Below are 13,819 nucleotides of genomic sequence, written 5' to 3' on the forward strand. Positions count from 1 at the left end.
ACGGTTTCGTAATCAATATCAATGCCGACCACCGCATCCGCCCCCAGCGACTGCGCCTGCTGTTCCAGCTCGGCAAAGGCAATTTTCCGCGCTTTACTCAGTTCCTTCTCATAGGCTCCGGCACGCCCGCCGACGATATCGCGGATACCGGCAAAAAAGTCGCGGAAGACGTTGGCCCCGAGGATCGCCTCGCCGGTGACCACGCCGCAGTATTCGCGAATCGGCTGGCCTTCCAGCGTGGGTGTTGTGGAAAATTTCATCGTACGCACCTTATCATCAGAAGTGGGGAAGCTGTCCGGGGAGTAATAGTACGTTTTGCGCCAGCAGAAGCAAATCACCTGCGGCCATTGCGCCATTTTTCAGCAGCACAATGGCGATCCCCGGCCAGAGATGAACAGATAACAAACAACGCCCGGCGGATATATGGCGCTGCGGCCCATCCGGTTTCGACATTAGTCACACACCTGCATAACCGCAGCGCTAAATTTACCCAAAATCGCTTACATCACGCTATGATGTGCTAATCTTTATCCACCCTGCCCGCATTTATAAATTTTAACCCACGATGATTGCATAACTATTCTGTCGACGTTAAGATTCGCGGCATCAATTGCTATTCACTTTTTGCGCATGAGTATTCAACTAAACGCTATTAACTGCTTCTACGGTGCTCATCAGGCGCTGTTTGACATTCAACTGGATTGCCCGCAGGGCGAGACGTTGGTTTTACTGGGGCCAAGCGGCGCCGGTAAGAGCTCGCTGCTGCGCGTGTTAAACCTGCTGGAGATGCCGCGTACCGGTACGCTCTCCATCGCCGGTAGCCACTTTGACTTCAGCAAACCTCCCGCTGATGCGGCGATCCGTGAACTGCGCCAGAACGTCGGCATGGTGTTCCAGCAGTATAATCTGTGGCCGCATCTGACCGTGGCGCAGAACCTGATCGAAGCCCCCTGCCGGGTGCTGGGTCTCAGCAAAGCGCTGGCGCACGATCGCGCCACGAAGCTGCTGGATCGCCTGCGCCTGACGCCGTTTACCGATCGCTATCCACTGCACCTTTCCGGCGGCCAGCAGCAGCGCGTGGCGATTGCCCGTGCGCTGATGATGGAGCCGGCGGTGCTGCTGTTTGATGAACCCACGGCCGCGCTGGACCCGGAAATCACCGCCCAGATCGTCAGCATTATCCGCGAGCTGGCCGAAACGCAGATCACCCAGGTGATCGTCACCCATGAGGTGGAAGTGGCGCGCAAAACCGCCAGCCGGGTGGTCTATATGGAAAACGGTTATATCGTCGAACAGGGAGACGCCAGCTGCTTCTCTCAGCCGCAAACCGCGGCCTTTGCCAGTTATCTTTCGCACTAATTCAGGATACAACGATGAAAAAGATGGTTATTGCCGCCCTGCTTGCCAGCGTCAGCCTGAGTGCCGGCGCGGCGCAAACCCTGCGCTTCGCCACTGAAGCCTCCTATCCGCCGTTTGAGTTTGTTGACTCCGACAACAAAATCCAGGGCTTCGACGTCGATCTGGCCAACGCCCTGTGCCGTGAAATGGCGGTGGAGTGTACCTTTACCAACCAGGCCTTTGACAGCCTGATCCCAAGCCTGAAGTTCCGCCGTTTCGACGCGGTAATGGCCGGCATGGATATCACCCCGGAGCGTGAACAGCAGGTGCTGTTTACCAAAGCCTACTACGACAACTCCGCGCTGTTTATTACCCAGAAGGGTAAATTCAACGACGTGGCGGCGCTCAACGGCAAGCGCATCGGCGTGCAGAACGGGACCACCCACCAGAAATACCTCAGCGATAAGCAGACCGGGCTGAAAGTGGTGCCTTACGACAGCTATCAGAACGCCATCCTCGACCTGAAAAATGGCCGTATTGATGCGGTGTTCGGCGACACGGCGGTGGTCAACGAGTGGCTGAAGCAGAACGCCAGCCTGGCCTCGCTGGGTGAAAAAGTGACCGACAAAGCCTACTTCGGCACCGGTCTTGGCATCGCCGTGCGTCAGGGCAACAGCGAGCTGCAGGGTAAATTCAACGCAGCGCTGGACAAGGTAAAAGCCGACGGCACCTATAAAACCATCTACAGCAAGTGGTTCCAGCAGTAAGTAATGAACGAACTTTATTCTCTTGCCAGCGCCGCCGGGATGACCGTCGGCCTCGCCGTCTGTTCGCTGATCGCCGGGTTAAGCCTGGCGATGATCTTCGCCGTGTGGGAATCTGCCCGCTGGCGGCCGCTGGCGTGGCTCGGCACCCTGCTGGTCACGCTGTTTCGCGGGCTGCCGGAAATCCTGGTGGTTCTGTTTGTCTACTTCGGCGCGTCGCAGCTGCTGCTGACCCTGTCGGACGGCTTTACCCTCAATCTGGGGGTGGTGCAGATCCCGGTGCAGATGCAGATCGACAACTTCGACGTCAGCCCGTTCCTCTGCGGGGTGATTGCGCTGGCGGTGCTGTATGCGTCGTACGCCTCGCAGACGCTGCGCGGCGCGCTGCAGGCGGTACCCGCCGGCCAGTGGGAGTCGGGCCAGGCGCTGGGCATGCGTCGTTCGGCGATCTTCTTCCGGCTGATTATGCCGCAGATGTGGCGCCATGCGCTGCCGGGGCTGGGTAACCAGTGGCTGGTGTTATTGAAAGACACGGCGCTGGTGTCGCTGATTAGCGTGAACGATATTATGCTGCAAACCAAAAGTATTGCCGTGCGCACCCAGGAGCCCTTCACCTGGTACGCGATCGCCGCGGCAATTTACCTGCTGATCACCCTGTTCAGCCAGGCGATTTTAAAACGTATTGAGCTGCGCACCACCCGGTTCGAAAGAGGGAACGGCTGATGCTGAGCTATTTCCCCGAACTGCTGAAAGGGCTGCAGACCAGCCTGACGCTGACGCTGGCCTCGCTGCTGCTGGCGCTGGTGCTGGCGCTGGTGTTCACGGTGATCCTGGCGCTGAAGGTGCCGGTGCTGAGCCTGCTGACCCGGGCTTATATCACCCTGTTTACCGGTACGCCGCTGCTGGTGCAGATTTTCCTGATTTACTACGGCCCGGGGCAGTTTCCGACTATCCAGACCATTCCGTGGCTGTGGGCGCTGCTGTCGCAGCCGTGGCTGTGCGCCCTGCTGGCGCTGTCGCTGAACAGTGCTGCCTATACCGCGCTGCTGTTCCACGGTGCGGTGCGGGCGATACCGGCCGGGCAGTGGCAGGCCTGTGCGGCGCTGGGGATGAGCCGCAAAGACCAGCTGCGCATCCTGCTGCCGTACGCCTTTAAGCGCGCGCTCTCTTCGTACTCTAACGAGGTGGTGCTGGTGTTTAAAAGCACCTCGCTGGCCTATACCATCACGCTGATGGAAGTGATGGGGCACGGTCAGATGCTGTATGGCCGCACCTATGACGTGACGGTTTTCGCCGCCGCCGGCGTGGTGTACCTGTGCGTCAACGGCCTGCTGACGCTGCTGATGCGGCTGATCGAGCGCCGCGCGCTGGCCTTCGAGCGACGCCACTGATCTGCCCGATGCAGGTGCGCCTGCATCGGCGGATCATCCCCCTTCACGTCCGCTTAATCGGCGAATCATTCGCCGGGCGATAACCGATACTGTTCAGCACATTTTTAGCGCAAGGAAAGAAAAAATGAAAAAACTGCTTCTGGCCACCCTGCTTGCCAGCGTGACCTTTGGGACATTTGCCGCCGATAAGATCCGTTTTGCCTCATCGGCCACCTACCCACCGTTTGAATCACTGGGCAGCGATAACCAGATCGTCGGTTTTGATATCGACCTGGCGAAGGCCCTGTGCGCCGAGATGAAAGCGGAGTGCAGCTTTACTAACAACCCGTTTGACAGCCTGGTACCGGCGCTGAAGTTCCGCCGCTACGATGCGGTGATCTCCGGTATGGACATCACCCCGGAGCGCAGCAAGCAGGTCAGCTTTACCCAGCCTTACTACGCCAACTCGGCCGTCGTCATTGCCAGCAAAGGCAAATACAACAGCCTGGCAGAGTTAAAGGGTAAACGCGTGGGGATTGAGAACGGCACCACTCACCAGAAGTACCTGCAGGAGCAGCACCCGGAGATCACCGCGGTGGCCTATGACAGCTACCAGAATGCGATCCTCGACCTGAAGAACAACCGCCTGGACGGCATCTTCGGCGATACGGCGGTAGTGAATCAGTGGCTGAAGGCCAACCCGAACCTGAGCACCGTCGGTGAGCACGTTACCGACAGCGCCTACTTCGGTACCGGGCTGGGCATCGCCGTACGCAAGGATAACGACGCGCTGCTGGCGAAGCTGAACGCGGCGATCGACACCTTACGCGCCAACGGCACTATCGATAAGATTAACCAGCGCTGGTTCCCGGAATAAGCCACGCCCGGATCTGAGCGGCTGGCGCAGCGGCAGGCCTGCGCTGCACCAGCCGCCTCAGACGCGCTGTAACAGCGTCAGCACTTCATAGTGCGCGGTGTGCGGGAACATATCAAACAGCTGCACCCGCACGATGCGGTAAGCGCTGAGGCGGCCGATGTCGCTGGCCATGCTGACGGCGTTACAGCTCGAATAGAGGATCCACGGCGGGGCCATCTTCTCCAGATAATCGCAGAGCGCTTCGCCAATGCCGCGACGCGGCGGATTCACCAGCACCAGCTCCGGCACGCTGCCTTCGGCGGTGGCAAAGGCGGTGGAATCCAGCGCGGCAAAACTCACCCGTTCCAGCCCCATCTCAGCGGCGGACCGCTGCGCGCAGGCGATCGCCTCTTTGCTGATCTCGATGCCGGTCAGATGCATCTGCGGCGTGGCGCAGTGCAGGCCAAAACCGCCAACGCCGCAGAACAGGTCCCACATCGCGCTGATGTTCAGCTCGCGCACCCAGTCACGGGCGGTGGCGTACAGCCCGGCCGCCACCTGAGGGTTGGTCTGGAAGAAGCTTTTCGGCAGCACCGAGAGCGGCACGTCGTTAAAGCGTTCGCTGAGCACCTGATTTTCGGTTAACGGGATCTCCTCCTCCCCTTCCATAATCGCCATCGGCACCGGCTGAATATTGGCCGAAATTGCCGCCAGCTGCGGCAACGCCTGCCGTAACGCCGGCAGCGCCGCGCGCAGCTGTGCCAGTTTGGCGGTGGATCGCAGCACAAAGCGCAGCATCAGCTGGCCGCTGAACTGGCTTTCGGTCAGCAGGATGTACTTCAGCTCGCCGCGGCGGCGCGCCACGTTATACGGGGTCAGACCGGCGCGGGCGATAAACGGGCGCAGTTCGGCAAACACGGCGGCAAAGCTGTCGGGATAGAGCGGGCAGTCGGCCAGGTCAACCGGCGTGCCGTCACGGTGCAGCATCCCCAGCAGCGGGCGTTCAACGCTGCCGCTGACCACCATCTTGGCTTTATTGCGAAATTTTTGCTGCGGTGAAACCACCGGCTCGCGCCACTGCGCCACGGGAAAAGCGTCCAGCAGCTGCTGCAGGTGCGACTGTTTCTGAGTAAGTTGCTGTGGGTATGGGGTTTCAAGCCACTGGCAGGAGCGGCAGCGGCCGGCGTCATAGAGCGCGCAATGCATGTTGATATCCGGGGAACAAAAGTGCAGTGCGCCAGTATACCCTGAAACCGCCGGGGATGGCAGCTTACGCTATCTTCCCGGGCGGCGGTAAAACCCCCGGCTGCTCTGCGGCACAAACAGCAGCAGCAGCACCAGCAGGTCCGGGAAGCGGCTGGCGGCCAGCGAACGCACCATCTGCAGGGTGCTCTCGCCGTTAAGGCTGAAAATTTCCGGATAGAAGCCGCTGACCGAGGCGACCAGCATATAGATTACCGTTAACAGCTGGACGGCAAGAAAACCCCAGCGCCCCCAGTTCTGCCCGCGCAGCACGGCAAAGGCACAGCGCAGTTCGGCAAAAAACAGCAGCTGGCTGGCGACAAACAGCAGCGTCGAATCCCACGACTGTGCGCTGCGGTGGACAAAGTTCAGCGCCTCCTGCCATCCCAGCTCGTTGGCCAGCAGCAGCACGCCGATCAGCCGCGTGGCGATGATGGCGCTGGCCGCCACCCATACCGGCACCGGAATAGCGGCTTCGCGCCCGGATAATACCGAACCGGCCCTGAACACCTCTGACATTATGCTCTCCTGCTGTTTGCCGATGGCGCTGCCCATTACCGTCAACCTGACTGAGCGTGTGACAATACTCCTGACTGAAGTGACAGAATATTCCGCTAACCGCCTGAATAAAAGCAGGAATTAAATGATAGCCTTAAAAATAATGCTTATTTTTAAGTATTATCTGATAGATAAGCCTGCCTCATTTTATTTAGTTCAAAACGGCAGAAGTTGCCAGCCATGACGCTGTTTTTTTGTGCGATTTAATAATGACAGCAGGAAAAGAGGAATAAGAGGAAGGTGCAGAAACGTCGCTCAGCGTTCAGTACGCCGGCAGGCGGAATAACCTGGCCGTGCGGGGGGATAAAAACAGCGGGAACGGCCTGAACCGTTCCCGCTACAGGTTACTGCCCGCGCGCCCGCTGAATATCTTTCAGGCGCTGCTTCTCTTCGTGGGCCATCAGTCGCCAGGCAACAAAGCCGACGAGTCCGACCACGAACAGGATCAGCGAGGCCAGCGCGTTGATCTCCGGGTTAACCCCGCGGCGCACCGTGGCAAAGATCTGCATCGGCAGCGTGGTGGCACCCGGCCCGGTGACGAAGCTGGAGATCACCAGGTCATCGAGCGACAGGGTGAACGCCAGCAGCCAGCCGGTGACCAGCGCCGGAGCGATCATCGGAACGGTGATCACAAAGAACACCTTCAGCGGTGCCGCACCCAGGTCCATCGCCGCCTCCTCTATCGAGCGGTCCAGCTCGCGCAGCCGCGAGTTAACCACCACCGCCACGTAGGCGGTACAGAAGGTGACGTGGGCCAGCCAGATGGTCAGCATGCCGCGATCGGCCGGCCAGCCGAAGGCGTTGGCCATCGCTACAAACAGCAGCAGCAGCGACAGGCCGGTGATCACGTCGGGCATCACCAGCGGCGCGGTGAGCATAAAGGCAAAGCCGGTATGACCACGGAAACGGCCAAAGCGCACGATAATCACCGCGGCGATGGTGCCGAGGATCACCGCGGCGGTGGCCGACAGCGCGGCGATAGTCAGGCTGAGGGTCACCGCGCTTATCATCGCATCGTCGTTAAACAGCACCTTATACCAGTGCAGCGAGAAGCTCTCCCAGGCCGCCAGCTGCGAGGAGTTAAACGAGTAGACCACCAGCAGCAGCATCGGCGCGTAGAGAAAGAAGAAGCACACCGCGAGGATCAGCGTGCGCCACTTCGAACGAATGGTTGGCAACTGATTCATGCTTTATCCCCCATCTCTTTATTCTGATGCTTGTGGAACCAGATAATCGGCAGGATCAGGATCAGCAGAATAATCACCGCCAGCGCCGAGGCGACCGGCCAGTCACGGTTGTTAAAGAACTCCTGCCACAGCACGCGGCCGATCATAATGCTGTCCGGGCCACCGAGCAGTTCCGGGATCACGTACTCCCCTACCGCCGGAATAAACACCAGCATTGAACCGGCAATGATGCCGCCTTTGGTTAACGGCACGATCACGCTGAAGAAGGTTTTCATCGGACGCGCGCCCAGATCGAGCGAGGCCTCCACCAGCGAGTAATCGATGCGCGTCAGCGCGGTGTAAATCGGCAACACCATAAACGGCAGGTAGCAGTAAACGATGCCGATATACACCGCCAGGTTGGTATATAAGATGGCAACTGGCTGATCGGTCAGACCCGTCCACATCAGAAAACGGTTCAATATGCCGTTATCGTTGAGGATGCCCATCCAGGCGTAGACGCGCACCAGAAACGAGGTCCACGACGGCAGGATCACCAGCAGCAGCAAAATATTGCGCGTCGACGGCCTGGCGTGCGCCACCGCCCACGCCAGCGGGTAGCCGATCAGCAGGCAGATCGCCGTTGAGATCGCCGCCACCTGCAGCGAGTGCAGATAGGCATCGATATAGAGCGCATCATCGGTCAGGGTGAAATAGTTGGCGAAGTTAAGCGCCACGGTCAGCTGGTCGTCCGCCCAGCTCAGCAGCTCGGTATACGGCGGAATGGCGCGCGCCACCTCAGCAAAGCTGATCTTCAGCACGATCAGGAACGGCAGTAAAAACAGCAACAGCAGCCAGACGTAAGGCAGCGCGATCACCAGCTTACGGCCGTGCGCCATCTGCAGACGGGTCAGCAGCCCTTTAATACCGGTCTGCTGGCCGCTTGGCGCTCTGGCGCGGCGTTCGGTAAATAGTTGGCTCATTACTCCTCCATCAGACCGTCAGAACCACACAGCTGTCAGACTCCCAGCACAGGCGCACCTCGTCACCCCAGGTTGGCGTACCCTGACGGAAGCGGTCGGCGTTCTGCAGCTGCGCGCTGATCATCTGGCCACTCTGCAGACGCACGTGGTAGATCGACAGGTCGCCGAGATAGGCAATATGCACCACCTCGCCCACCGCGAAGTTACAACCGTCGGCCGGTACTTCGTCGCACAGCATCACTTTTTCCGGGCGCAGCGCTACCGACACCGGTACGCCATCCACCACCGAGGTATCCGACGCCACCTTCAGCGGATGGATCAGGCCCGGGCTGTCGATAATCAGGCCATCGTCCTGACGTTCGCGCAGCAGCCCCTCAAACAGGTTTACCGAACCAATAAACTCGGCGCTGAAGCGGGTGGTCGGGTGCTCGTAAATCTCTTCCGGCTCGCCGATCTGCACGAATTTTCCGCGGTTCATGATCGCAATACGCCCGGCCATGGTCATCGCTTCTTCCTGGTCGTGGGTCACCATGACGCAGGTCGCACCGACGCGCTCAAGAATATCCACCACTTCATGCTGCATGCGGTCGCGCAGCTTTTTATCCAGCGCGCCCATCGGTTCATCCAGCAGCAGCAGCCGCGGGCGTTTCGCCAGGCTGCGTGCCAGCGCCACGCGCTGCCGCTGGCCGCCGGAGAGCTGGTGCGGTTTACGTTTGGCGTACTCCTGCATGTGCACCAGCGTCAGCATTTCGGCCACGCGCTCGGCAATCTCTGCCTTCGGCAGCTTGTCCTGCTTCAGACCAAAAGCGATATTCTGCTCCACCGTCATATGCGGGAACAGCGCGTAGGACTGAAACATCATGTTGATCGGCCGCTGATAGGGCGGCACGTGGGAGAGATCTTTGCCATCCAGCACGATCTGCCCGTGCGTCGGCGGCTCAAAGCCGGCCAGCATACGCAGCAGCGTCGATTTCCCGCAGCCTGAGGCACCCAGCAGCGCGAAAATCTCGCCCTGATAGATGGTGAGGTTAACATCATCCACCGCGTGCTGGCCGTCAAACGACTTGGTCAGATTGCGGATCTCCAGCAGCGGCGTTAACGCCTTGCCAGCTTTTTGTTGAGGACGGACGATTGCGTCGTTCACTACCATTACTCTCCGGCGCTGTGCAGACTGACCCGTGCCACCGGGGTGGTCAGCCCTGAAAATAACAAAACAGAGGCCGGTAACTGCACCTCTGTTGCGTAAGCAAATGAGCCAGGCTCAGTGATTCAGTTATTTACCACTTTTAACTTTAGTCCATGCACGGGTACGCACACGGTCAAGTTTCGGCTCCTGAACCTTCAGAATAAACAGCTTTGCCATGGTTTCCGGCGTCGGATAGATGCCATGGTTGTTGCGAATAGCGTCATTAACAAACGGCAGGGACGCTTTCACGCCGCTGGCGTAGAAGATGGTGTTGGAGATATTCGCCATCACCTTCGGCTCCATCAGGTAGTTGATGAACTGATAGGCTTCATCCGGGTTTTTGGCATCTTTCGGGATCGCCAGCATATCGAAGAACGCCAGCGCGCCCTCTTTCGGGATCACATAGTTAATCACCACGCCGTTCTTCGCTTCCTCAGCGCGTTTTTTGCCCTGCAGGATGTCACCTGCCCAACCGACGGCCACGCAGATGTTGCCGTTTGCCAGGTCATTAATGTACTGGGAAGAGTGGAAATAGCGGATGCTCGGACGCAGCTTGAGCATCAGATCGGTAGCGGCACCGGAGTAATCCTTCGGATCGCTGCTGTTAGGATCTTTGCCGAGGTAGTTAAGTACGGTGGCGAAGATCTCTTCCGGGGCATCAAGGAAGGAGACGCCACAGCCCTTCAGTTTTTCCAGGTTTTCCGGCTTCAGCACCAGGTCCCAGCTGTCGACCGGCGCATCTTTGCCCAGCGCGGCTTTCACCTTCTCGACGTTATAGCCGATGCCGGTAGTGGCCCACAGGTAAGGAATCGCAAATTTATTGCCCGGATCGTGCTGCTCAAGCTTTTTCATCAGATCGGGATCGAGATTTTTATAGTTCGGCAGCTTGCTGCGATCCAGCGGCAGAAACACGTCAGACTGCAGCTGACGCGCCAGGAAGCTGGAGGATGGCACCACCACGTCATAGCCGGTGCTGCCGGCCATCAGTTTGCCTTCCAGCACTTCGTTGGAGTCATAGACGTCGTAAACGGTTTTAATGCCGGTTTGCTTCTCAAAATCTGCCACGGTGGTCGGGGCAATATAGTCAGACCAGTTATAAACGTGCAGCGTCTTGTCTGCGGCCAGTGAACCCGCAGAGATCGCCATCAGCGACCCTGCAACCACGCCTGACAACCATTTTTTACGTTGGTTGAACATCTTCCATCCTCCTGAACTGAGATAGTCTTAAGCCGGGCAGGCGAACCGGTTTGCGCCTGCCAATACAGGTTCACTTTGAATCATTATTCAAGGTGTTGTTAATACTAAAAACCTATATTTCCGGGGACGTTGCACGCTTTTATGCAGCCCCGCCAGCATAGCCGCAGTCACCCTTTCAGACCAGTCCTCAAGCGTAAAAAACGGCTTTTATCGATTTTCTATGCAAGTTTGCGCACGGTGACAGGCCTTCAGTGGCCTAAACGCCAAAGAAAATCTGGTATAAACCGGAAAAATTCAGAAGAAAATGTGGCAACAATAACGGGAGAAACGCCAGGCAAAGGGTCAGCAGGCGCGGGAAACGAAGGGATTCAGTGGGGCAGAATAAAATACGGGCAGCTTACCGAGCTGCCCGCAGGATCGCGTGATGGAACTGAACGGGTCAGTGCAGCATCGAATTGCCGGACGCAACCGCGCCAGGCGCATCCTCATCGTCATCGCTGACCATCAGCAGATTATTTGCAAAGGCTTCCAGCACGATCATTGAGATCTGCTCTTCGCTCTGCTTCATAAAGTTGAGGAACTGTCCGTAGGTGACCCCGGCGGCAATGCTCAGCGACTGGCAGACGATCAGCTTCGGCAGGTTATCATCCTGAATATCCAGGAACGCTTTTACCGTCAGCGAACTGGCGTTGATCTGCGACAGGTCACCGACCAGCGGGATCAGCGCGGTGGGCTTCACCTCTGCCAGCGCCGAAAACAGGATCACGTTATCGACCAGATCCAGCTTGGCATCAAACACACCGTCGAAATTCTGCATATGCGGCAGATGCAACGCCTGACAGGAGTCACACTCAAACCAGGTAATGCTTTGCTGATCCAACCAGCGTCGTAACACGTCGAGGTCCGGAACGACGAGTGAATCCATTTGCTTACTCTCTTGCCGCAATAAAATTGCGCACTAGCTTACGTAAAAACATCGCTGAACACCACGTTTACGACAGAAATATGAACTCATCCACCCGTTTTTAGACAAAAACCGGGTCTGGCCTGGCGCTCTATCCATTCAATCATCATACCGGCGATATCCAGCCCGGTGGTCTTTTCAATCCCCTCCAGCCCCGGCGAGGCGTTAACCTCCATCACCAGCGGGCCGCGCGTGGCCCGCAGAATATCCACACCCGCCACGTCCAGCCCCAGCGTGGTGGCGGCGGTCACCGCAATGTTCCGCTCGGCCGCGGTAATATTGACCCGCTTTGCCGTCCCCCCGCGATGCAGGTTTGAGCGAAAATCCCCCTCTTTCGCCTCGCGCTCGATGGCCGCCACCACTTCCCCGCCAATCACCAGGCAACGAATATCCCGCCCCTGCGCCTCTTTAATAAACTCCTGCACCAGGATATGCGCGTTCAGCCCGCGAAAGGCGTCGATCACGCTCTCCGCCGCCTGCCGCGTTTCGGCCAGCACCACGCCGATTCCCTGGGTTCCCTCCAGCAGCTTGACCACCAGCGGCGCGCCGCCGACCATCTTGATCAGGTCGCTGGTGTCGTCCGGCGAGTGGGCAAAGCCGGTCACCGGCATAGCAATGCCGGCGCGCGCCAGCAGCTGCAGCGAGCGCAGCTTGTCACGCGCGCGGGCGATGGCCAGCGACTCGTTGAGCGGGTAACTGCCGCACATCTCAAACTGCCGCAGCACCGCCGTACCGTAAAAGGTGGTCGCCGAGCCGATGCGCGGGATCACCGCGTCAAACGGCTCCAGCTGCCGCCCGCGATAGTGGATCGCCGAGGCACCGGGGTTGATGTTCATATAGCAGGAGAGTGGATCGATCACCTCCATACTGTGGCCCCGCTGACGCGCGGCCTCCAGCAGACGCTGGCAGGAGTAAAGCGAACCATCACGGGACAGCAAAGCAATCTTCAACGGTAACCTCCGGCATAAATACGCTTAGCGCGTTGCCCAACCCTGCTGATGCAGGTAATCGAGAATAAACGGGCGGCTCTCTTTAATAATGGTTTTCTGGATATGTTCGCTCCAGCTCTCCACCCGGCGGTTGCTGTCGCGATGCTGATAATAGTTTTCCAGCGTCTGGTCATACTCTGCCAGCGTGGCCGCGTCGATCGGCTGATAGCGGTTTTCATGCACCAGCATGCTGACCGGCATACGCGGCTTGCGCAGCGGATCCTGCGCCGGTTCACCAAGGCACAGGCCGAACAGCGGCAGCACGTATTTCGGCAGCCCCAGCAGCTCGGTCACCCCGGCGATATGATTGCGGATGCCGCCGATAAAGACGCCGCCAAAGCCCAGGGATTCGGCCGCAACCATGGCATTCTGTGCCATCAGCGCGGTATCCACGCAGCCAAGCAGCAGCTGCTCCGCCAGCCCCAGCTGCGCCTGCGGGCAGATCTGCTGGTGACGGTTAAAGTCGGCGCAAAACACCCAAAACTCGGCCGCCTGGGCGACATAGTGCTGGCCGCCGCTCAGCGGCACCAGCGCCTCACGCACCAATGGGTCGCTGATGCGGATAATCGATGAGCACTGCAGAAAGCTGGAGCTGGAGGCCGACTGGGCGGCCGCCAGAATCGCCTCGCGCTGCGGCTGAGACAGCGTTTGCTCAGTGAAGGCGCGAATGGAACGGTGGCTGCAGAGCAGCTCAATGGTCGGCGTCATGGTTGTCTCCTGGTGGTTTCTTGTCACGCGAAGGGCGCGTGTTAAATAAATCGGGGGCCATCAGTCTGGCGGTACGCCACATCATCACCAGCGCCGCAGGCAGCATCAGGGCAATACCCGCGAAAATCATCACCGTTGCCGCCAGCCGCCCGCTTAACGGTGCCGGCAAGGGTAGCATTTCGTGTAATGTCAGGTAAGAGAGCACCAGCAGTAAAATACCCAGCACTTCGAGGATCAAAACCGGCCGGGGTAACTGGCTAAACGCACGCATAGAGGACTCCTGCAGGCAACACCGCTCAGGGGAAACAGTGCGTTATTAAAGCCTGGATCCGGCGCGGATGCCAAACGCCAGGCCGGCGACAGGCGATTTTGCAGGCGGCCGGGGATAGACGGCGCGTATCAGACCAACAGGTAATTCCTTCTTTCTTTCAGGGTCTGTTGCGGGCATCATAGCGCCACTAAGCGATAAGTTGTGATAAGCATCACACAATCGAATCT

General features: G+C 58.7%; 17 protein-coding genes. 5 read left to right on the forward strand and 12 right to left on the reverse strand.

Annotated elements, in window-relative coordinates:
• Together NV64_RS12125 and NV64_RS23430 are read right to left on the reverse strand one after the other, a co-directional pair.
• Positions 1–260: heavy metal-binding domain-containing protein (locus tag NV64_RS12125; protein ID WP_101506045.1), on the reverse strand; the 260-nt coding region annotated here is incomplete at its 3' end.
• A gap of 16 nt (positions 261–276) precedes the next feature.
• On the reverse strand, positions 277–453 hold the full coding sequence (locus NV64_RS23430; RefSeq protein WP_156365592.1) for a hypothetical protein: 177 nt from the start codon (positions 451–453) through the stop codon (positions 277–279).
• 177 nt (positions 454–630) lie between these two features.
• Between NV64_RS23430 and artP the strand changes: the two genes are divergently transcribed.
• From artP to NV64_RS12150, 5 genes are all read left to right on the forward strand, one after another.
• Positions 631–1,359, forward strand: a complete 729-nt coding sequence (artP, locus tag NV64_RS12130) for an arginine ABC transporter ATP-binding protein ArtP (RefSeq protein ID WP_101506011.1) — start codon at positions 631–633, stop codon at positions 1,357–1,359.
• A gap of 14 nt (positions 1,360–1,373) precedes the next feature.
• Complete coding sequence (gene artJ / locus NV64_RS12135; RefSeq protein ID WP_101506012.1) at positions 1,374–2,105, forward strand: arginine ABC transporter substrate-binding protein; 732 nt, start codon at positions 1,374–1,376, stop codon at positions 2,103–2,105.
• Between the two features lie 3 nt (positions 2,106–2,108).
• Positions 2,109–2,825 carry an arginine ABC transporter permease ArtQ gene (artQ, locus tag NV64_RS12140; protein ID WP_101506013.1) on the forward strand — a complete coding sequence of 239 codons (717 nt, stop codon included), beginning with the start codon at positions 2,109–2,111 and terminating at the stop codon, positions 2,823–2,825.
• The gene (gene artM / locus NV64_RS12145) at positions 2,825–3,493 is read left to right on the forward strand and encodes an arginine ABC transporter permease ArtM (RefSeq protein ID WP_056236933.1); all 669 of its coding nucleotides are present in this window, start codon (positions 2,825–2,827) and stop codon (positions 3,491–3,493) included. The genes artQ and artM overlap by 1 nt, the downstream gene beginning before the upstream one ends.
• Before the next feature lie 124 nt (positions 3,494–3,617).
• Positions 3,618–4,349 (forward strand): arginine ABC transporter substrate-binding protein, encoded by a 732-nt coding sequence (locus NV64_RS12150; protein WP_101506014.1) that lies wholly within the window; start codon positions 3,618–3,620, stop codon positions 4,347–4,349.
• 57 nt (positions 4,350–4,406) lie between these two features.
• Here the strand turns inward: NV64_RS12150 and rlmC are convergent, their stop codons facing one another.
• The 10 genes from rlmC to NV64_RS12200 form a co-directional block, all read right to left on the reverse strand.
• On the reverse strand, positions 4,407–5,534 hold the full coding sequence (gene rlmC / locus NV64_RS12155) for a 23S rRNA (uracil(747)-C(5))-methyltransferase RlmC (protein ID WP_056236938.1): 1,128 nt from the start codon (positions 5,532–5,534) through the stop codon (positions 4,407–4,409).
• A gap of 69 nt (positions 5,535–5,603) precedes the next feature.
• Entirely contained in the window at positions 5,604–6,089 is a 486-nt protein-coding gene (locus NV64_RS12160; protein ID WP_101506046.1) for a YbjO family protein, read from the reverse strand.
• Positions 6,090–6,472: 383 nt separating this feature from the next.
• Positions 6,473–7,315 (reverse strand): putrescine ABC transporter permease PotI, encoded by an 843-nt coding sequence (gene potI, locus NV64_RS12165; RefSeq protein ID WP_056236940.1) that lies wholly within the window; start codon positions 7,313–7,315, stop codon positions 6,473–6,475.
• Positions 7,312–8,277 carry a putrescine ABC transporter permease PotH gene (potH, locus tag NV64_RS12170; protein ID WP_056236942.1) on the reverse strand — a complete coding sequence of 322 codons (966 nt, stop codon included), beginning with the start codon at positions 8,275–8,277 and terminating at the stop codon, positions 7,312–7,314. Before potH ends, potI begins: the two co-directional genes overlap by 4 nt.
• A 10-nt stretch (positions 8,278–8,287) precedes the next feature.
• Positions 8,288–9,421: a putrescine ABC transporter ATP-binding subunit PotG gene (potG, locus tag NV64_RS12175; protein ID WP_199177659.1), complete on the reverse strand. Its 1,134-nt coding sequence runs from the start codon at positions 9,419–9,421 to the stop codon at positions 8,288–8,290.
• Positions 9,422–9,550: 129 nt separating this feature from the next.
• On the reverse strand, positions 9,551–10,660 hold the full coding sequence (gene potF / locus NV64_RS12180) for a spermidine/putrescine ABC transporter substrate-binding protein PotF (protein WP_101506015.1): 1,110 nt from the start codon (positions 10,658–10,660) through the stop codon (positions 9,551–9,553).
• A gap of 439 nt (positions 10,661–11,099) precedes the next feature.
• The gene (locus NV64_RS12185) at positions 11,100–11,585 is read right to left on the reverse strand and encodes a YbjN domain-containing protein (RefSeq protein WP_056236948.1); all 486 of its coding nucleotides are present in this window, start codon (positions 11,583–11,585) and stop codon (positions 11,100–11,102) included.
• An 86-nt stretch (positions 11,586–11,671) separates the two neighbouring features.
• Complete coding sequence (rimK, locus tag NV64_RS12190; RefSeq protein WP_056236950.1) at positions 11,672–12,574, reverse strand: 30S ribosomal protein S6--L-glutamate ligase; 903 nt, start codon at positions 12,572–12,574, stop codon at positions 11,672–11,674.
• A 24-nt stretch (positions 12,575–12,598) separates the two neighbouring features.
• Positions 12,599–13,321, reverse strand: coding sequence for an oxygen-insensitive NADPH nitroreductase (nfsA, locus tag NV64_RS12195; RefSeq protein WP_101506016.1), 723 nt, complete (start codon positions 13,319–13,321; stop codon positions 12,599–12,601).
• Positions 13,305–13,592 (reverse strand): YbjC family protein, encoded by a 288-nt coding sequence (locus NV64_RS12200; RefSeq protein WP_056236954.1) that lies wholly within the window; start codon positions 13,590–13,592, stop codon positions 13,305–13,307. Before NV64_RS12200 ends, nfsA begins: the two co-directional genes overlap by 17 nt.
• Between the last annotated feature and the right edge of the window lie 227 nt (positions 13,593–13,819).

Source organism: Erwinia sp. B116, assembly GCF_002865965.1.
Taxonomy (GTDB): domain Bacteria; phylum Pseudomonadota; class Gammaproteobacteria; order Enterobacterales; family Enterobacteriaceae; genus Erwinia.

Excerpts from the sequence above, each read along its gene's own strand:
- NV64_RS23430 (WP_156365592.1), bottom strand. The coding sequence starts at position 453 with ATGTCGAAACCGGATGGGCCGCAGCGCCATATATCCGCCGGGCGTTGT.
- artP (WP_101506011.1), top strand. The coding sequence starts at position 631 with ATGAGTATTCAACTAAACGCTATTAACTGCTTCTACGGTGCTCATCAG.
- artJ (WP_101506012.1), top strand. The coding sequence starts at position 1,374 with ATGAAAAAGATGGTTATTGCCGCCCTGCTTGCCAGCGTCAGCCTGAGT.
- artQ (WP_101506013.1), top strand. The coding sequence starts at position 2,109 with ATGAACGAACTTTATTCTCTTGCCAGCGCCGCCGGGATGACCGTCGGC.
- artM (WP_056236933.1), top strand. The coding sequence starts at position 2,825 with ATGCTGAGCTATTTCCCCGAACTGCTGAAAGGGCTGCAGACCAGCCTG.
- NV64_RS12150 (WP_101506014.1), top strand. The coding sequence starts at position 3,618 with ATGAAAAAACTGCTTCTGGCCACCCTGCTTGCCAGCGTGACCTTTGGG.
- rlmC (WP_056236938.1), bottom strand. The coding sequence starts at position 5,534 with ATGCATTGCGCGCTCTATGACGCCGGCCGCTGCCGCTCCTGCCAGTGG.
- NV64_RS12160 (WP_101506046.1), bottom strand. The coding sequence starts at position 6,089 with ATGTCAGAGGTGTTCAGGGCCGGTTCGGTATTATCCGGGCGCGAAGCC.
- potI (WP_056236940.1), bottom strand. The coding sequence starts at position 7,315 with ATGAATCAGTTGCCAACCATTCGTTCGAAGTGGCGCACGCTGATCCTC.
- potH (WP_056236942.1), bottom strand. The coding sequence starts at position 8,277 with ATGAGCCAACTATTTACCGAACGCCGCGCCAGAGCGCCAAGCGGCCAG.
- potF (WP_101506015.1), bottom strand. The coding sequence starts at position 10,660 with ATGTTCAACCAACGTAAAAAATGGTTGTCAGGCGTGGTTGCAGGGTCG.
- NV64_RS12185 (WP_056236948.1), bottom strand. The coding sequence starts at position 11,585 with ATGGATTCACTCGTCGTTCCGGACCTCGACGTGTTACGACGCTGGTTG.
- nfsA (WP_101506016.1), bottom strand. The coding sequence starts at position 13,321 with ATGACGCCGACCATTGAGCTGCTCTGCAGCCACCGTTCCATTCGCGCC.
- NV64_RS12200 (WP_056236954.1), bottom strand. The coding sequence starts at position 13,592 with ATGCGTGCGTTTAGCCAGTTACCCCGGCCGGTTTTGATCCTCGAAGTG.